11 protein-coding genes are annotated in these 20,168 nt (G+C 34.5%); all 11 read right to left on the reverse strand.

Annotated features, from left to right (window positions below; genetic code table 11):
- Window positions 1–26: 26 nt before the first annotated feature.
- Complete coding sequence (locus tag AC0NBN_RS09465; RefSeq protein WP_160812611.1) at window positions 27–1,256, reverse strand: PepSY-associated TM helix domain-containing protein; 1,230 nt, start codon at window positions 1,254–1,256, stop codon at window positions 27–29.
- Between the two features lie 96 nt (window positions 1,257–1,352).
- A complete protein-coding gene (locus AC0NBN_RS09470) occupies window positions 1,353–3,488 on the reverse strand; it encodes a TonB-dependent receptor (RefSeq protein WP_160812612.1) in 2,136 nt (711 codons plus the stop codon).
- Between the two features lie 146 nt (window positions 3,489–3,634).
- Window positions 3,635–6,709, reverse strand: coding sequence for a preprotein translocase subunit SecA (gene secA, locus AC0NBN_RS09475; protein WP_160812613.1), 3,075 nt, complete (start codon window positions 6,707–6,709; stop codon window positions 3,635–3,637).
- Between the two features lie 121 nt (window positions 6,710–6,830).
- On the reverse strand, window positions 6,831–7,052 hold the full coding sequence (locus tag AC0NBN_RS09480) for a DUF2795 domain-containing protein (RefSeq protein ID WP_027382805.1): 222 nt from the start codon (window positions 7,050–7,052) through the stop codon (window positions 6,831–6,833).
- Between the two features lie 141 nt (window positions 7,053–7,193).
- Window positions 7,194–8,216 carry a GDP-mannose 4,6-dehydratase gene (locus tag AC0NBN_RS09485; protein ID WP_160812614.1) on the reverse strand — a complete coding sequence of 341 codons (1,023 nt, stop codon included), beginning with the start codon at window positions 8,214–8,216 and terminating at the stop codon, window positions 7,194–7,196.
- 13 nt (window positions 8,217–8,229) lie between these two features.
- Window positions 8,230–9,384, reverse strand: a complete 1,155-nt coding sequence (locus tag AC0NBN_RS09490) for a hypothetical protein (RefSeq protein ID WP_474468244.1) — start codon at window positions 9,382–9,384, stop codon at window positions 8,230–8,232.
- Window positions 9,385–9,476: 92 nt separating this feature from the next.
- Window positions 9,477–9,824, reverse strand: coding sequence for a transposase (locus tag AC0NBN_RS09495; protein WP_160812616.1), 348 nt, complete (start codon window positions 9,822–9,824; stop codon window positions 9,477–9,479).
- A 244-nt stretch (window positions 9,825–10,068) separates the two neighbouring features.
- Window positions 10,069–13,668: a S8 family serine peptidase gene (locus AC0NBN_RS09500; protein WP_160812617.1), complete on the reverse strand. Its 3,600-nt coding sequence runs from the start codon at window positions 13,666–13,668 to the stop codon at window positions 10,069–10,071.
- Between the two features lie 199 nt (window positions 13,669–13,867).
- Window positions 13,868–16,480 carry a triple tyrosine motif-containing protein gene (locus tag AC0NBN_RS09505; protein ID WP_160812618.1) on the reverse strand — a complete coding sequence of 871 codons (2,613 nt, stop codon included), beginning with the start codon at window positions 16,478–16,480 and terminating at the stop codon, window positions 13,868–13,870.
- A gap of 150 nt (window positions 16,481–16,630) precedes the next feature.
- On the reverse strand, window positions 16,631–18,187 hold the full coding sequence (locus AC0NBN_RS09510; RefSeq protein ID WP_160812619.1) for a T9SS type A sorting domain-containing protein: 1,557 nt from the start codon (window positions 18,185–18,187) through the stop codon (window positions 16,631–16,633).
- 50 nt (window positions 18,188–18,237) lie between these two features.
- Window positions 18,238–19,935, reverse strand: coding sequence for a family 16 glycosylhydrolase (locus tag AC0NBN_RS09515; protein WP_160812620.1), 1,698 nt, complete (start codon window positions 19,933–19,935; stop codon window positions 18,238–18,240).
- Window positions 19,936–20,168 lie beyond the last annotated feature (233 nt).

Genomic DNA, 20,168 nt, shown 5'->3' on the forward strand with positions numbered 1-20,168 from the left:
TAATCTTTATTAATAGAAATAATTCTTTATTTTTTGAATGATATTACAGCTTTTTTCTGCTTTTTCCTCCTACCCCACCAAATCAGAAAACCTGTTACAGGCAAGGATGCACACATAAGACTTACAACAAATGCGATAATCTTGGTAGGAAGTCCCAAAATAGAACCTACATGAACATCGTAATTGGCTGCAATTGCTTTTTCACCAAGATTTTTGTCATCATGATCATGTGTGTGAAGAAGCTCACCTGAGTTTTCATCAAAAATAAGGCTGCTGTTTTTATGATAAGAATAGGAAAGATGTTTCACAAAAACTGAAAAATTAGGATGCTCATGATCATCCATATGCGGATGTCCCAAATCAATAGAATATCCGTAAGAATCGGGATATTTTTGTTCTACAGTTGCCATTACTTTATCTAAAGTTGTCTCATTACGCATTTCGACAGGAGCTTTTGTAGTAATATGAGAAAAGTCCGGGTAAACAGTATTTCCGCCGGAAAAAACTACGTATATCATGGTCTGAACTACAAAAAAAGCGTAAAAAAGCCCCGTAATGGCGAAAATTAATCCAAAAACGGATGTATAAAAACCTAAAACGTTGTGTAAATCATAATTTTTTCTTTTCCAGCTTTTAACATTTTTCCAGTTAAATGAAAATCTTTGCTTGCGGGCTGCTCTGTTTTTTGGCCACCACAGAATAATTCCTGAAATCAGCATAATGATAAAAATGATGACCGGTATTCCCACAACATATTTTCCCCAATCCTGTTTGAGTAAAAAACTCCAGTGAATCATTTTGACGATCTGAAAGAAGCCGTTTTTCTCATCATAAACCCGAAGAACATCACCTGTATATGGATTTACATAGGCTACTTTGAAAATAGGAAACTCATCAAAATAGTTCCAGGTTCCTTCCGTATCATGCTCATACCAGTAAAACTGATAAGACATTTTTTTATCAATCGGAACATTTACCCAATGAATCTTATATTTTTCCGGAACCTGAGTTTCTACAGCTTTTTCTAAAACACGAATAGGAAGAGTCTGCTTTTGCTCAATATTTTTTTCGTTATGATAAACAACATCTTTACGGGTATAGTTTTCTATTTCGTCTTTAAAGACGTATAAAGCTCCTGTCACCGAAACAACAAATATAATAAGCCCGATAGAAAGTCCGAACCAGAGATGCAGCTTTCCCGTCCATTTCTTGAAAAGTGTCGGCTTCTTTTTTTGATGATGATGTTTTTTTCTCATTTCTACTATTGAATTAAACGCACAAAGCCAAGCTTTAAAAAGCCTGGCTCAGAATGTATTTTATAAAAAACTTCTTTTACTCAAAGTATTTTTGTTCTAAAATTTATAATTTAAACTTAGAGATAATGTTCTCAGTCTTTGCGGAGTTACTGTAGACCATCCTGTAAAGTATTTTTTATTGGCAATATTGTCCAGTTTCATTATTACTGAATATTTTTCAGCATTATAAGACAATGCCGCATTGAAAACAGCATAACTAGGAATTGCAAAAGTACCGACTGCCGCTCTGTTTAATGTATATAATTCGCTTGCAGAATTGGCTCCAAAACCAATTCCTACATTTTTCAGAACTCCCTGCTGGATTTTATAGTTAGTCCAAAAATTAAAAATATTTCTTGGTCCAGCTTCTTCAGGTCTGTACCCTACATAAGTATCATCTCCTGCAACCACTTTGCTGTCATTTGAACTGAATCCTGCAATAACATTTAATCCTTCAATCGGACTACCAACAACACTTATTTCGAAACCCTTACTTTCTACCTCTCCTCCCTGACTTACATCAGGACCTGTTCCCATCAATTTGTTTTTAACTTTAATATCGTAGTAACTCGCTGTAATAGATAGTTTATCTTTGATTAAGCTTGCTTTAGTCCCTACTTCCCACTGATTCGCCTGTTCCGGAGTAAAATAGCGGACTTCCTGTCCGGTAACATTTCCGGTTTGATCTGTAAACTGAACCAGTTGCGGCTCAACATTCTGGAATCCGTTCATGTAATTTGCAAAAACTGAAACCTTATCTTTTATCGGCTGATAAACCAATCCTAATTTTGGAGACAAAGTAGTAGTAGGCTCAGATTCTTCCGTAGCAAATGCCGTAGGGTTTCCTGTAAAATGATCAAGTCTTAAACTTAACATTGCAGATAAGTTAGGAAATATATTTATCACATCTGAAACATACGCACTGTAAATCTGTGCCGTCATTGTATTTATTTCCTGATTGGTTCCTGCAAGCGCATTATCTACAGCAGATTTATTTAAGTTTTGAAAAGATGTATCGGTTTGGTTTATTAAAGAAATTGTTCCGAATCCTGTCCAGCCCGTTCCTCCAATCAAAAATTCTCTTTGCAAGTAATCTAATCCGAATAAAAGTTTGTTTTTTACGCTTCCGATATTGAAGTTTCCTACAAAATTCTGCTGAATTCCTGTTGTATTGGTTTCTCCGTAAGCCTTCGTGATAAATCTTGTAAACTCATTTCCGTTGGAAGAATCCCATAAATATTGGTAGTAACCATCTGTTTTACTATTTCCTCTGGAAAGTATGGTACTTGATGTCCAGTTATCGGATATTTTATATTGAGCCTGTGCCTGAATATTGAAAGTAGAGTTTTTGATATTCAGATCATTTGAAGTATACGATTTTTTGTAATTCTGCTCAAATACATCAATAGAATTAAATGATAACGGACTGTATCTGCTTAAGAAAATCATGGGAGCATTGGCTGCATCAGATTTTTTAATCTCAGTATTGATAAAGAAAGTAAGTCTATCATTAGCAATAAACTTCAAGGAAGGATTTACATAAAATGATTCGCTGTATCCTGCATCCTGAAAAGAATTTTGTTTTTGATACGCTGCATTTACTCTTGCAAACATATTTTTTGCAACGGGAGCATTCACATCTGCTGTTACACGATTCAGACCATAAGTTCCGGTAACGTAGCCTACTTCTCCCCCGAAATAATGATACGGTTTTTTAGTAATAACATTCAGAAGACCGCCATAAGAAATTACGCTTCCGCCATACAATGTACCTGAAGGTCCTTTTATAGCTTCAATTATTTCAATTCCGGCAGGATCTAGTGTTCCGTTATTAAAAGCCGGCATTCCATTGATAAGGTTGGGCTGTAAAGAAAATCCCCTCATTGAATAAAATTCTCCTCCGTCGTTGCCTCTTCCTGTAGACTCCCAAAGCCTTGTAATTCCGGTAACATTCTTCAAGGCATCATTAAAATTGGTCACCACCTGCTCTTTGATTACATTTTTATTTACAGTATTGTAAACCTGCGGATTCTCAATATCTTTCAAAGGCATTTTGTTGGCAGACTGGCTGTCTTTTGACAAATATCCGGCAACAACTACTTCATCAATATTCTTTGCATTTACAGAATCTTTTTCCTGTGCAGTTGCTGCAACTGTACCCAAAATAGATACACACACCAAAACTTTCTTCATAATATTAAAAACTTTTTGCAAATATATTGTTTTTAATTATTCTAAATTAATCAATTGAGTGATTTTTGTCAGCTTGTTAAGATTTATTCCAAATAAAAAGTCCTGTCGGATCATCAACAGGACTTTTCTATTTTAAAAATTAAATCTTACGCAGGAATTTCTCCTCTGTATAAGAATGAAATGATTTCTTTATTCATTTTATCTACCATTTCACTGAAAAGATGGAAAGATTCCTGTTTGTAAATTACCAAAGGATCTTTCTGCTCATAAACCGCACCTTGAGAAGATCTTCTTAAATCGTCCATCTCACGAAGGTGAAGTTTCCAGTTTTCATCAATAATGGATAAAGTAATATTCTTTTCAAAATCATTAATCAAGCTGTCACATTGTGTTTCATAAGCTTCTTTCAGATCAGTAACAATAGTTAATGTCTTTGTCCCATCTGTAAAAGGAACCTGAATCATTTTGAACATAGAACCTTGATTCTGGTATACATTTTCTATAATCGGGAATGATTTCTCTTTCAGGAGATTAAGCTTCATATTATAATCTTCCTGAGCAGCTTTGAAAAGAATATTGGTAAGCTCAGGAATTTGTTTTGATTTAAAATCATTTTCAGAAACCGGAGATTCCATTGTGAAATTTTTAATGACTTCAAACTCAAAATCTTTATAATTTCCGGATACTTTCCCTTTAGAAACTATAGAGTTTGCCACATCAAAAATCATGTTGGTAATATCATATTTTAAATGATCTCCGAATAATGCATTCTTTCTTCTCTTGTAGATTACGTCACGCTGCTTATTCATCACATCATCATACTCCAACAATCTTTTTCTTACTCCGAAGTTGTTTTCTTCTACTTTTTTCTGCGCTCTTTCGATAGATTTAGAAATCATAGAATGCTGAATTACCTCACCCTCTTTATGCCCCATTCTATCCATCATTTTGGCAATTCTTTCAGAACCGAATAAACGCATCAGATTATCTTCCAAAGAAACATAAAACTGTGAGCTTCCAGGATCTCCCTGTCTTCCTGCTCTACCTCTCAGCTGTCTGTCAACACGTCTGGAATCATGTCTTTCTGTCCCGATAATTGCTAAACCTCCTGCTTCTTTTACTTCTTTAGAAAGCTTAATATCGGTACCACGACCCGCCATATTGGTTGCAATGGTTACCACTCCCGGCTGTCCTGCTCCAGCTACAATTTCCGCTTCTCTTTTGTGAAGTTTCGCATTCAAAACCTGATGCTGAATTTTTCTAAGCTGTAGCGCCTTTGACAATAACTGTGAAATCTCAACCGAAGTTGTACCCACCAAAACAGGTCTTCCTGCTGCGGTAAGTCTTTCTATTTCTTCAATTACTGCATTGTATTTTTCACGATTGGTTTTATACACCAAATCCTGTTTATCATGTCTCTGAATTGGTCTGTTGGTAGGGATTACCACTACATCCAGCTTATAAATCTGCCACAATTCTCCCGCTTCAGTTTCTGCTGTACCCGTCATCCCCGCCAATTTGTTGTACATACGGAAGTAATTCTGAAGGGTAACTGTTGCAAAAGTTTGAGTAGCTGCTTCAATTTTTACATTTTCTTTAGCCTCAATTGCCTGGTGAAGACCGTCTGAATAACGTCTTCCTTCCATGATACGACCTGTCTGTTCGTCAACGATTTTTACTTCCCCGTCAATAACGACATATTCGTCATCTTTCTCAAATAAAGTATATGCCTTCAACAACTGGCTCATCGTATGCACACGCTCAGATTTCTCGGCAAATTCTGAAAAAAGTTTTTCTTTAGCTTCAAATTCTTCTTCTTTAGATAAATTTTTAGCTTCAACTTCTGCAATTTCTGTCCCGATATCCGGAAGTACGAAAAAGTTAGGATCCGAATTCCCCTGAGACATGTATTCAACCCCTTTATCGGTCAAATCCACCTGATTATTCTTTTCTTCAATCACGAAGTAAAGATCTTTATCTACAATCGGCATATCACGGTTGTTGTCCTGCATATACTGCGCTTCTACTTTCTGAAGCAATGCACGGTTTCCGCTCTCCGATAAAAATTTAATTAACTGTCTGTTTTTTGGAAGACCTCTGTAAGCCTGAAGCAACTTGAAACCACCTTCTTTGGTGTTACCTGCGGCAATTAATTTTTTTGCTTCGTTAAAAATTGCAGAAACTGTTTTTTTCTGAACCTCAACGATTCTGTCGATAGAAGGTTTCAAAACATCAAATTCCTGTCTGTCTCCTTGCGGCACAGGACCGGAAATAATTAACGGCGTTCTTGCATCATCCACCAATACGGAGTCAACCTCATCAACTATGGCAAAATTCAACTCTCTCTGAACCAATTCAGTTGGTGAAGTCACCATATTATCTCTAAGGTAATCAAAACCGAACTCATTATTGGTTCCGTAAGTAATATCCGAATTGTATGCTTTTCTTCTTCCGTCAGAATTTGGCTGATGGTTGTCAATACAGTCAATAGACATTCCGTGGAACTGATACAATGGTCCCATCCATGCCGAGTCTCTTTTTGCAAGATAATCGTTAACGGTTACTACGTGTACTCCTCTTTCCGGAAGCGCATTTAAGTAAATCGGAAGTGTTCCTACTAACGTTTTACCTTCACCTGTTGCCATTTCGGCAATTTTTCCGCTGTGAAGAATTACCCCGCCGATAAACTGAACATCATAATGCACCATGTCCCATACTACAGGAGTTCCTGCAGCGTTCCATGAATTTTTCCATACAGCCTGGTCGCCCTGAATTTCGATAAAATCTTTTCCTGCAGCCGCCAATTGTCTGTCCCAATCTGTCGCTGTTACACGGATCTCACCATTCTGAGCCCATCTTCTGGATGTTTCTTTAATTAAAGCAAAAGCTTCCGGCAATACCTGAGCCAGTACTTTTTCTTCAATTTCGTAAGAATCTTTCTTTAAAGTCTCGATTCTAGAAAAAAGAGCTTCTTTTTCATCTACATTCTTGGAGTTTTTGATCTGCTCTTTAATTTGTTCTATCTGCGCCGAGATGCTGCTTGTTGCCTCTTTTATTTTAGATTTAAACTCCGCAGTTTTCTCTCTCAAACCATCATCAGACAATTGCTGAATCGTTGGTTCAACGGCTTTGATTTTTGTTACAACTTTTTTTACTTCTTTTAGGTCCTGCGCTTTTTTGTCTCCCAAAAACCCTTTAAGAACTTTGTTTAAAAAACTCATAAATTTTTGCTTTATGCTTTAAGCGAAATGCTTTAAGCGTTTTAATAACACTTAACGTGTAAATTGATATGTAGAAAAGGCAAAAAAGCTTTAAGCGTGATGCCTAAAGCTTAGGTGCTTATTAATATTCGTCTTCGTTCCAAAGATAATCTTCATCTGTAGGATAATCGCTCCAGATTTCATCAATTGCATCGTAGATTTCGCCTTCGTCCTCAATTGCCTGAAGGTTTTCCACTACTTCCATTGGTGCACCAGTTCTGATCGCATAGTCGATAAGTTCTGCTTTTGTCATCGGCCAAGGTGCGTCGCTTAAATAAGAAGCTAATTCTAATGTCCAGTACATAATTTTTATTTTTTTTGCAAAAGTATAAAAATAGGTTATATTATAAACTTTTTTATGACTTGATTTTCAATTCTTTTAATAAAATATTTATTGCTGAAAACTTTAAAGTATTGCTACCAAAGTTTTTCCGGCGTATTGCTGTCATTTTCTCAAAAACCATTCCACAAATTTTTTTATGCCATTTTGGAAGTTTGTGGCAGGATGATAGTCTATTAAGTGTCTTGCTTTTGCTATATCTGCATTGGTTTTCAATACATCACCCGGTTGTAATGGCAGATTTTTCCGGATGGCAGTTTTACCAAGATTTTTTTCAATTTCAGAAAGCATTTCAGATAATGTAATAACTTCGTTTTCTCCCAAATTAATGATCTCGTAAACATCTGAATTATTTTCAAGATAAGAGGCAGACTTTAAAACCCCATCAATAATATCATCAATATACGTATAGTCTCTTGCCGTATTGCCATCACCATAGAAGGGAATTTCTTTGTCTTCAGAAATTAATTTAGTGAATTTGTAAATGGCAAGATCGGGTCTTTGTCTCGGTCCGTACACGGTAAAGAACCTTAATTGAATCATATCAATTTTATATAAATCATGGTACACATGACCTAAAATCTCTACACATTTTTTGGTTGCAGCATAAGGCGATATAGGATTATCTACATTATCGTTTTCAGAGAAAGGAACTTTCTGGTTGTTTCCATAAACGCTGGATGAAGATGCACAGACAATTTTTTTAACGTGAAACTGACAGCAAAGTTCCAGAAGATTCATCGTTCCGCGGACATTTACTTCTTCATATTCCAGAGGTCTTTCAATAGAAGGACGAACTCCGGCAAGAGCAGCCAGATGAATTACCATATCTATTGTATTTTCGCTGAAAATTTTTTCCAGCCCAGATTTATCCCGGATGTCCTGAAAAAACAACTGATACTGTGGGGATTTTGTAAGAGCAGAAAGTCTTTCGGTATCTTTTTTCTTATCTGCAAATTCAAATTGCTGATTTATGTTTAAAGACTCCAAAGTATTTTCGATTTTTATTTTATAATCATAAAAATCATCAAAATTGTCAACATTAATGACAGAATGTCCTTTTTTTAATAAATTTTCTATCAGATGGGAACCTATGAAACCGCTTCCTCCGGTAACGAGATATATCATTTGCTGTTTTATATTATTGTTTTGTGTCAATAAAATTCTGTTCTTCTTTAGAGAGCAATGTGCTGGTTTCATTGATCTTTTTATCGGGAACATTTTCTACAAAAGGCTTGGAGAGGTCTATTTTTTCTTTCAAACCTCTTTTATTTCCTTCAACGAAATTTTCCAGCTTTATTTCCTGATAAGCAGCAAATGGTATTTTTCTGTTTTTAAATTCACAATACCCTTCTCCTGTAACTGTAATAAGTGATGGCAAATACTTGTTGTTTCTTTTGTAAAAGTCAAAAAACACGTTTGCCTTAGTCGTATTACTATTGTAAAGTTCGCCGTTTTTTGCTTTTTTTTCTGTTTCAACATTGTTTTGATCAATATCCACCTGCATATTTACAATTGCACGGTCATTTTTATTATACGTTATAAAGCCGGCAAATTTCACTCCTAATTTCTCATTTTTTTCAGTTTCAAAACGGAGTTTCTGAATACCTGCATTTTCGTATAGTAATGAAGTTTTTATTTTTGTATCCTTAAAAACATTCAGCATTCCCACAATCTGACGATTCATGAAGAAAGTTCCTACAAAATCTTCCGGTTGTAAATTCGGAACAGATTGAAAAGGATATTTTTCGTCCAGCTTTATTGTTTTGTAATATCTAATATTATTAAGACCAATATTGAAAAAGCTGTCGGCGTCTTTCGATGCACTGAAGTTAAAAAAATTAAATTTAGTCCAGATATTAACATCTGCTACCAAAAGATGTGAAATTTTTCCATCAACGAATGACTTTTGTTTTATGGTTCCTGAATAAAGTGAAGGGCTTGAATAGTAAACTGTTTTGTAATTATCAATTAAGTCTTGGAATAGTTTTTTTAAATCAATATTTGTAATTGTTACCTCTTCAATTTCTTTGAAAAGAGGTTTTAGAAAAATTTGAGCGGAAATGCCGGTTTTTTTATTTTCATAAAGAGGTGCAGAAATCTCAATCTCTTTAATATTTTCAGGAATTAAAACCTTACCATCTTCATTAGTATAATAAACTCTTGTTTCTGTAAGAATTTTTGCATTAGGAACTGGCTTATTTTCTTCAGAATCGAAAACTGAAACTGTTTTCAAAGATTGAGCTTTGAAAATTAATGTACATAAAATAAAGAACAGGTAAAGTGTATTTTTCATAAGTGTTTGAAGAATCACAAATTTATAAAAATTAAGTTGACCGAGTATATGTCAGTATTCTTAATTTTAAAAAAGAACAATGGCAAATGTATCTAACATAACGTGGATTTTGTTTCATGCTTTAAGCTCGGGTCACACGGGAATTCATGTTCAAAGAAAACTCTTCCGCAAAAATACTGCATGTAAGGATTCATAATCCATGCTAAGCTAAGGGTTTCATCGCCCAAATTGTACAGGTGCTTCAAAAGAATACAGCCTACCATAAACCGAATCGGATGACTTGCATTGCCTACTTTAGAATACAATGGAGAATATTCTTTCTCGAAATAATCCCAATCAATTTTTTCTGAAAGCAATACAAGTTCGTACTTGTTATCAATAAAATCCACCAACATCGGGCGAAATAATTCTGGCAGTTTTTCTGGATTTTTTCCTAACATATTTGCAAGGTTTTAAAGCTCTAAAATACAAAAACCTGCAAGAAAAAACAAATGAATTAATATTTAAAATACTAACATTCAATGTGTTAAATATATTTTAAGGAGTAACTAATTATACGTTCTTATATCTCGGCAAAGCCTATGCAGGATTACAAGATAAAAAAAAGCAACCCTTGTTACAGAGTGCTTTTTGCGTTTATTTACTTTGTGGTCACAAGCAAGATGCTTGCGCCAGCATGGGAGATTATCTAACTATTAATTTTTCTGTAGTTTCTGTTTTTTCAGAAATAATTTTTACAATATAATTTCCTTTTGTAAGATTAGCACTTACATTCAAAGTGCTATTTTTTGGTGTTGTCGTGGTTTGGTAAACCATTCTTCCAGCCATATCAAGAATAGTAACATGTACAGTTTTGAAAGATGCTTCTGCAAATTTTATACTAAATTCACCATCATTTGATGGGTTTGGATAGATAGAAATCGTATTGTTTTTGATATTGCTATTTTCTACTGCTAATGTGCTAACTAAATTGATATTATCAATAAAAGTGCTATTGCCATATCCGTTGATATTAATAAATCTTATTTGAACAACCTGTCCTAAATAACTTGAAAGATTAATAGTTTCTGATCGCCAGTGTGTGGCTAAACTTGGTGTCCAGATTGAAGTAACATAACTTGGCATAGTAGATAAAGTAAGACCATCTTTAAAATAGACACTTGAGTAAGTTAAACCACAATCTGTAGAAATTTCTACTCTCAAACCATCCGATGATGTAGCACTATATTGTGCTTTAGCAAGATGAAAATTTAAATTAGCGGAACTTACATTTGTTAAATCATAAATTTTCGATTGAATTATATCTAATTGTAAAGGAGCATTGTAACTGTAATTGTTTATATATGCTACTTTAGAATTTGCACCATTAATACCTATAACATTGGTTCTTTCAACCCAAGTAGTATTATTATCTGCATTTATTATAGACCAAGATTGAGGCGGAAAAGTAGTTTCAAAATCTTCTGTAATATTAATTGGAGCGGCTTGTGTTGTAGCGTAAAAATTCAATTGTTTGTTGTTATTAAGTGTGTTTAAATCTCCTGAATTAAGAACAGAAACGGTTAATTGATAATTACCATCAACTGATAACGAAACTGGCGTTGTAAATTGAAAATTCATTTGCTGACCAGGATTTAATGTTCCATTATAAATTTGATCTACTGGTGCTTGGCCGTTTATTTGATAACGCATTAAAAAATTTGATTGAGGACTTGTACCCGAATTTATTACACTTGCTGATATAATTACAGGTGAAGTATTACAAACAAAATTAAAATCACTTGCAACATTGTTAATTGCATTTAAATTTAAATCATTAGAAAAAGAACAATTTAACAATCCACCAGCGTAATAAAGTGCATTTGTTCTTCTTGATTTCCAACCTAACGAATTATTTTTTGCAACAATTGCATACCAAATGGGGTCATTAGGATTAGTAATTGGAATAGTTATGGAGTTTGTTGTTGTAGTCCCAACAATTTCCATGTATTTTATTCCTAATTTATATAGTTCATATTCTTCAGCTCCAACTAAAGCATTCCATGAAAAACTTGCTGAATTGGGGCATACTTGAGTAATCTGCAAACCAGTTGCCATATTTGCAATTGAAAAGGGATTTACGCTTTGGCTTTGTATGCTTCCGCTTGTAATTCTAATTTTCGCACTGCCTGTAATAGTTGATGGAACCGTCCATGAATAAAGTTTTACACTGTTATTAACCGTAGCAATTGGATTCCAACTTAAACCATTATCTGTAGTATATTCTAAAACAAAGTTTTGAGTGTTATTTGTTGAATCCCAATGAATTGTTTCACTAGTTCCTGGAACAAACTTTTCGCCCCCATTTGGATACGTAATTACTAATTTGTCTGTTATTATTTCATAAACTATGAAATATTGTTGTGGTCCTACAGGTACATTAAAACCAGTAACTTCTAAAGTATAGTTTCCAGAAGGAGGATTATTAATCAATACTTGCTCCATATTGTTTAGTCTATCAATCCCGTTTGTTGCTGGAGTATTTAAGTTTACTGCATTTGGAGTAGGATCAAGTTTCCATGGTAAGAAAGAGTTATTGGCAGGATTTTTTACAATAAGATCCAAGTCATTTACCAATGCACTAGTTGCACCAGCCGTAGCTGCAGGGTCATTCCAATAAAGCATAAATCGAACTTGAGAAGTGTTTGCAGGTACATTTATAGTATGTGAATTTAGTACACCTTGCGAAACAGTAGCATTAAAATATCTATTGTCTTGAATAAGTTTTCCTGCTCTATTTCCATTCACTATTCCCCAGCCAAATTGAAAATCTGGACCTACATTTCCATAATCATTAGTAGTATTTAACAAAACTGCTTTTATCAATGCTGATGGCGGATGAACACCTGAATTTAAAGAGGCGTACAGTTCATACAACTGTGCAGAAACACCCGCAATTCCAGGAGCAGCACCAGAAGTTCCTCCGAAAACAAGATATTGATTATTCTCATCGGTTGAATTTTGATTTTGACCATTGGCTGTAATATCTGGTTTTATTCTACCGTCTTTTGCAGGACCTTTACTGCTCGAAGTTGCTATAGTTCCATTAAAAAAAACATTTGCTGTCGCAATTACATTTTTACCTTGTTTGTGTCCACCAGTGATATTTCCCCATTGTCCACCTGCACCATATCCACAATCTGTTCCATTTGAATTACCTGCCGAAAAAACATGTAATAATTTAGAATTTGAATTGGATTGTAAATCCACTGTTCTTGCTACAGTTGTATAGCCACTATTACAACCATTACCATATGATGAATTAGTAATTTGTACTGTATTATTGTTTATATAATTTTGAGTTTGTATGTCCAAAAAACTGGAAGCATAATTAACAACATAAACATTCGATCCAGCAGCCATGCCTCTCATGTCTGGATTCAAATTTCCTGCACCGGACATAATACCAGCTACACCATCACCATGATTTTGACCAGTTCCAGTAGCAAAAGTGTTGGTTATTCGTCCTTGAAAATCAATGTGAGGGCCTACAATACCATCATCTCGTACTAATATGCCAACTCCTAAACCTGTATAATTTGTACCAGCACTTGTTTGTGTGACTAAACTATTAGATCTATGTAAACTTTTCCCTCTGGTATCCTCTTTCACTGCTGGAGCTCGTATCAATTCTATCCATTTGACAAAAAATTGATCTGCTAAATTATTCAAATTTTGTATCGGCATTGATATATCAATTAAATCTGAATCTTTATATTCTTGTTCAATTTTAACACCTATTTTGCTTAATTCTGTTTTAACTACTTCTAAAGGAACAATTTTATAAAATTGCAAAGTTATTTTTATATTATTACCATCCATTGCCCAAGGCTCAAAAGCTGAATGATTTAATTCTTTTGAAATTTTATTTGAAGGATCAACAGGTATAATGCCTCTAACACCGAGGTTTTTTAAATAATCAACAGTTGTATTGATAGGAGAATAAAACAAGTAAGTTCTGTTGGCAATATAATCCAATAACTTAATATTAGAATTTTTCAACTCATCTTGTATAGTCTGATTTGGTGTTTCATAAAATTGAAACCAACCAAAATAACCTTCATTGAACTTCGCCTTTTCAGGCATTTGATTCCATTCAAATGTGCTAATATTCTCCGGAATTTCAATATTTTTATCTTGAAAGGAAATACTATAATTACTCTGCGAATACACAAAGTTTAATATCAAAAATGCAACTAAAATATAAAAGGATTTTAATTTAAAAAAGGGTTGATTTTTTTTCATTTGAGATGGATTTAGACGATGTAATATACATTAAATTTTTCAATTTTAAGTTATTTGGAAAAAGATGCATAATAAAAATGGAATTAATATTTGAAATTATAATTAGCACTCATTATAACTGATTTTTACACTTAGTTTTTTTAATGAGACTCAATACAATATCTTAAAATAAAGAGAATAAATATTTGGTTATAAATATTTAAAATCCGTTAAGAAAGTTATACAAATCATCTTCGGGTTTTAGCCCTAGTTTTTTTCTCAGTCTTGATCTGCTTACATTAATGCTTGACGGAAGCACTTGGAAAATATCTGCCATTTCTTTTGAGTTTAAACCAATTCGGAGATAGGCACAAAGCCGCAGCTCATAAATAGAAAGATTGGGAAACCTGACTTTCATAGATTTGAAAAATTCCTGATGCAGCTCATCCATTTGAATTTCAAACGTGTGATCTTCTGTATGAAGATACTGGCTGAGCATTCTGCGGATTTCTCCCAACCTAATTTTAGAAATATTTGGGGTATCTTCTATTTCTTTTATTTTGCAGTTAATGATAGAAAGTATTCTGTTTTTGTCTTCATCATCTTTTGCTTTAGTAGCCAGCTCAATGGTTTTCCTTCGGATTTCCTCTCTTAGATTTTGCTGTTCTGTTTCCATCTGTTTTTGCTTTGCAATCAGAATTTCCTCACGGTGTTTTTCGGACTGCTCTCTCAGAGATTCCCGCTGTTTTTGCAGGAAATCAAAAGCCTGTTTTTTAAGTCTGTTTTGATGATGCTTCCTCAAAAAGTAAAATGAAGCAATTATGATTAGTCCATATAGAACATAGCTGTATATTGTTCTGTACCAAGGTGCTTTTACCGTAAAATTAATTTTTTTCGTTTCCGAGAAAAAATTTTCTTTTCTTGCTTTAATGTGAAGTGTATAATCGCCTTCTTTGAGGTTTAAAAAATTTACATCATTTTTAGTACTCCAGGGCGACCATTTATCTGAAAAACCCTTTAAATAATACTGATATTCCACTCCTTCTTCGTTAGGAGCTATAAAGCTAAAATGAAAGTTATTATATTTATAGCTGATGCTTTGCTGATGATGTATTGCTGTTTCATTATGATTATTAAACGCCTTAGCTTTTCTGAAAACTAAATCTGCAAGAAAATTTACTTTCTGGTTTGGTGTTTTTTCCAGCGCAAAACCATTGTAAACAGGATAAAAGTTATATTCTGGCGAAATCTTCTTAGGAAAATAAAAACCGGGAAGCACTTCTTTGATGACTGCCGCGCCGATTTTATCATTCATCAATCTGAATTTTTTGTCAGCCGAAATATATTTGTATGCATGAGTTGCGGTGACAATCATGATCTCTCCATCATTTTTATAGATTTGAGGAGAATTTCCTTCAAATTCAGAATCCAGAAAAATTTTTCTGTTCACCGGGTTAAGATTTACATCCAAATCGGTTCTTATCACTCCGTAATTAGGAATATTAATCCAGATGGTCTGGTTGCTTTCGATTTGAATCTGGCTTACTGCTCCGAGAATGTATTTCATATTTTTTACAAATCTCAATCTGCCAAATTCTTTTTTATAAATAGAAATTCCTTTATAATTACCGGTTAATACATAGTTATTTCTAAAAGGAATTATTTGGGAAACACCATACTCATCGTTGATTTTCTGAAATACATTATCTTTTACTAGAAACAATCCTCTATCATGACCGCAATACATATTTCCTTCAATTGTTTCTAAAGTCCAGACCTGCCCGTCCGAACCTTTGATAAGATTAAAAAGTGGATTTTTCTGATTATTTCTAAAATTATTCCAGTCTGTATAATATAATCCCTGATTGGAACCCAAAAATAATTTACTTTCATTAATAAGGGCTGTATATCCTGTCCCAAAATCACCGTTGACACTGTAAAAGTAAGAAATACTGCTGCTTATGTCTACAGAGGCAATTCCATAATCCAAACCAAGCCACAATTTGCCATTTTTTTGATAAAAAAGAGAAAGAACAGTATTATTGGGTAAGCCTTTGTTTTTATTAATATGCTGAACAATTTTTCCGTTTAGATCTGTAATATACAGTCCATCGGTAATCGTTCCAAAAGCTAAATATTTATCATCAATTGAAGTAAAACTGAAAACTTTATTTTTTTCGAGAATAGAATTGACCTCCGAAATAGCGGGTGTCATTTTCTTTTCTGAAACCTGAAAAATCCCATGGTTTTTAGTGACAATTCTAAGTTCTTTAGCTATTTTGAACACTCCAGCTATTTCTAATTGGCTGTTTTCAGGATAAGAACAGATTAAATTCAAATTTTTTCCATCAAATTGCAGCAATCCCTTCCTGTCGTCAGCAAGGTAAAGTAATCCGTTTACTAAAAAGCTGTCTGTGAATCTTACCGGAGCTGATATTTTTGAAACTTTCCCCCAATACAAAGTGTATAAATTCTGATGCGAAATAAAAACAATCTTATCTTTTACCTGATACGCTCCCCAAAATTCTTCTGTAACGCCGTTGTTATTTTTTCGGTAAGGATAAAGCGAAGTGTAAGAAAACTTTTGAAATTTGTCTTTTTTGTAAACGCCGAAATCCATATCTGCGCCAACATATATGGTAGAAGCATTTGCAATGTGAAGAGATCTCGTATATCCTTTATAATTCCTAAATCTGTTCCAGTTTTGACCATCAAACTCCAAAACACCGTTTTCCGCAGCCATATAAACCATCCCATTGTCTGCTGCTTTTATTTCCCAGATTTTACCATGGTTGCCATAATCTTTAGGCAGATAATTCTGAATAAAAGGCAAACCTATATTTTGAATGCTTTGTGAGTATATTAAAGCAAACAATAAACACAATATACAGCTAAGAAGTCTTTTCACCATCATATCAAAAATAACGAATTAAAATGAAAAAGCCCGCCAAATATGACGAGCTTTTAAAAAAAATAACATAATTTAGTTAATAACAAGCTTAGAAGATTGTGTTTCTCCTTTTTCGTTGGTGGTTTTGATGATATAAAGCCCTTTAGAAAGACCATCAGTAGCTACGGTATTATCTACTGAATTTTTCACTTTCTGACCAGCCATATTATAAATCTCCAAAGATTTCACTTTACCATCAACCGTCACAGTTTCCCCAGCTTTTACAGGATTTGGATATATTCTTGCTTCTTTTTTGTTTTGAATGTCTTTTACTCCTAAAGTTCCGTTTTTATAAAAATAGATGTTGTCTACATAAACACTTCCAAGATTACTCGAAATTAGGAATTGATACAAAGAGTTTCTGATTTGTCCTCCTGGAATGTTAAAGTCGCTGATCGGAACATCAATCGAAACCCATGTTCCTGTTGTTGAAGGTAAATGATTCAATAAAAATGATGAAGTTTCCCCAGCCTGAGAAGCATGATTTGACCATTTCGGATTGAATACTTTGCCTACTAAGTCTGTTCCTGCATCTATAAAATAATCCATATGAAAATGCGTCATTGCAGTAGCATTTATATAATTAGCAAGCTGTACACCAAGAAAGTTGGTAAATGTAATCTTTTTCACAGCATTTCCTGCCACTGTAACATCCTGAATTGTAGAATCATCCCAAGAAGTAGACCATTCAGAAACAGGAACATTAGTATATGCCTCACTAAAGAAAGATATTACATCAGCAGCAGCTCTTGCAGGTGGATTTGGAGCGGCTGTTGAGGGACCCGAAACGGTATAATTTATCGTATATATTCTCGTCGTTGTGCCGTTCTGAGCCGTTACAGCAACTGTTGCTGTTCCAGGAATAGAAGCAGCTTGCGTAATTACTCTTGTTGCGTTTGTATTGCTTGTTATAGCTGCGGTAATTTGTGGAATAGCAGTAGTTCCCTGCGGAAACTGTACAGAATAAGTAGTAATTGCAGAACTGAATCCGGCAACAGTTGTTCCATTAACTTTCAAATCACTTAAAGTAGCATCGGCAGTAGGATCTACAGGGTTTTTCCAGAAGTAGATATTATCTAAATAAACAGTTGATGGTGTCGTTCCCGACTGACCATCAAACTTCAACTGGAAAACAGAGTTCCATGTCATTCCGGTGAAAGCTGATTTTGGCAAATTCACACTGTTCCAGCTACCTGCGGTTAATGGTACATTAACCAAAAATTCCCCTGCTCCTGTTCCGTTATTGATTGGAGAAACTTTCAGAATTGCACCGGAAGTATTAGACCAAACATCAATATGCAAAAACTCCATTGAAGCTGCATTTTGTGTTGTAAGCTCCGTTCCTTGATAATTGAAATTAGAATAAACCAGAACATTGTTTCCAGAACCAGAAACAGGAATAAATGTAGGATTTACTGTTCCTGACTGCCCCCAGTTTGGATTATAATTAGTGACAACATTAGTATATGCATCACTAAATATCGAAATTACATTAGCCGGCAAGTGTGTCGGTGTTGGTGCATTGGTTGTTGGCTGAGAAAAGCCAAACGTAAATGCCAACAACATTAAAAAAAGAGATAAATTTTTCATTTTATAAAAATTTAAGGGTTAATAATATTTTTAGTTGATCTTTTTAACAACTATTTTTTTATGAATTTATGAGTATTTGTTCCTTTTGAGTTTTCAATTTTAATTAAATAATTCCCTGAAGGATAAGAAGTCATATCTATTTCAGAATTGGCTATTATATTTTTCTCAAGTACTTTCTTACCTGAAAAATCGTAAAGAGTAATCATATTTTTTTTCTCAAATAATTTTAAATTCAAAACTGTTTCCACAGGATTGGGATAAATGAATTCCTGCGAAGCAGAAAAGTTTTCTACTCCCAATGTACACGCATCTCCTACCACATAAGAATAATATTTCGTTACCGACATTCCACCTGCATACGCAAATTTAACGGCGTAATTGATGGTAGATCCCAACGTTTGCCCTGTTAAAGTTTGAGTAAAAATCTTTCCAGAAGTATTCGTCATTGCGGTTTCGGTGAAAGGCGTTTGCTTCCACAAATAAGCCACAACGCCCGTTTTATCGGTATCTAACAATTCAAACGTTACTTTTACATCGGTTCCGATGGTTTGGAAACCGTATTTGTATCCCGTAGAAAATGCACCTTGCGAAGCCAAAGTAGAAGTTCCGTTGCAGGCGGTGTTGATATTGGAAAGCGTGGTTGCACTTAATATAATGGGATTATTGGCAGCCGTATTTCCTGCGGCATCGCTGGCTGTTACGGTAAAATTGTACGTTGTGGTAGGACTCAATCCTGAAATAATCACCGATTTTTGAACGCCCGAAGTTCCGTAAGCTGTTTGAGTAGCTCCACCAGAAATTTGATAAGTAATTGCTCCAAAGTTATCATTTGCATTCAATAATAATTCTACAGAATCGCTGGTTACAGCTCCAACAGTTGCCGTAAAATTGGTCGGTGCAGCCGTATCCGGAGTGGTGTTTTGATAAACTCTTACATAATCAATAATCATAGAAGCATTGGTAAATGTGGAAGGAATAGCTCCTGCAACACCACCCATTGCAATGTTTAAAAGTAGATATTGCTCTTTATCAAAGGGCCACGTTGATGCGTTTTTCACCGAAGGATTGTACGTGTAATACGCTACTCCGTCCAGCAAAAATGTAATTTGATTCGGCGACCAGTTCATCGAATAAATGTGATAATTATCCGTAATATCCGATGAAGCCAACATTCCGCCGTGATTGGCAGAGTTTCCGGAAGATGATGGCGTATGCAATGTACTTTGAATATAATTTTCAGGAGCTGATGGGAAAATTCCGTATTCCATCATATCGATTTCTCCGCAAGCCGGCCAACTGGTATTTCCATAAGTGGAAGCAAAATAGCCACCCGGTTCATTGACATTTTTTCCTAAAAGCCAGATTGCAGGCCACGTTCCTTGGTTTTTTGGAACTTTTGCACGAACATCTACTCGCCCATATTTAAAGGCAAATTTTGAGTTGAGTCTTGCCGAAGTGTAATTCTTGGTGTAGCCTTGATCCGTGAATACTTCTTTTTTAGCAACAATATTCAGGTTTCCATTGTTTGCAAAGGAATTGGTAACGAGATTAGTGTAATGTTGTTGTTCTCCATTGTACCAACTTCCGCCATTTGGCAATTGGGTTTGGTGATGCCATTTCGCATTGTCAACGGCTCCGTTGGTGGAAAATTCGTCGGACCAGACCAAATCATTGTACACGACATCGACCTGTGCCAAATAGAGTGTGCTGAAAAGGAATAAAACGAAATGCTGTAATTTTTTAAGCATAATATTTTTGTATTAATGTTCTTTTGTCTTGAAATCGAAGATTCGACGAAGTCAAACAAAAGAACCAAAAGTTCAAGACTTGGAAACTCGGCTAAAATTTTAAAACATTTCCTAAAATTTCCAAACTCGGGCGGAAAAAAAGATTAGTTTTTCTCATTTCTTTTTTTGCCGCCACTCAAACAGTGGAAATTTTTTAACGGAAATCTTTTAAAATTTGCTTCACCATTTTTAAT

This window comes from Chryseobacterium sp. L12 (assembly GCF_056133985.1).

Bases quoted from the DNA above. Each gene is read 5' to 3' on its own strand.
- AC0NBN_RS09490 (WP_474468244.1), bottom strand. From the start codon at position 9,384: ATGAAAAATACACTTTACCTGTTCTTTATTTTATGTACATTAATTTTC.
- AC0NBN_RS09470 (WP_160812612.1), bottom strand. From the start codon at position 3,488: ATGAAGAAAGTTTTGGTGTGTGTATCTATTTTGGGTACAGTTGCAGCA.
- secA (WP_160812613.1), bottom strand. From the start codon at position 6,709: ATGAGTTTTTTAAACAAAGTTCTTAAAGGGTTTTTGGGAGACAAAAAA.
- AC0NBN_RS09515 (WP_160812620.1), bottom strand. From the start codon at position 19,935: ATGCTTAAAAAATTACAGCATTTCGTTTTATTCCTTTTCAGCACACTC.
- AC0NBN_RS09500 (WP_160812617.1), bottom strand. From the start codon at position 13,668: ATGAAAAAAAATCAACCCTTTTTTAAATTAAAATCCTTTTATATTTTA.
- AC0NBN_RS09465 (WP_160812611.1), bottom strand. From the start codon at position 1,256: ATGAGAAAAAAACATCATCATCAAAAAAAGAAGCCGACACTTTTCAAG.
- AC0NBN_RS09485 (WP_160812614.1), bottom strand. From the start codon at position 8,216: ATGATATATCTCGTTACCGGAGGAAGCGGTTTCATAGGTTCCCATCTG.
- AC0NBN_RS09495 (WP_160812616.1), bottom strand. From the start codon at position 9,824: ATGTTAGGAAAAAATCCAGAAAAACTGCCAGAATTATTTCGCCCGATG.
- AC0NBN_RS09510 (WP_160812619.1), bottom strand. From the start codon at position 18,187: ATGAAAAATTTATCTCTTTTTTTAATGTTGTTGGCATTTACGTTTGGC.
- AC0NBN_RS09480 (WP_027382805.1), bottom strand. From the start codon at position 7,052: ATGTACTGGACATTAGAATTAGCTTCTTATTTAAGCGACGCACCTTGG.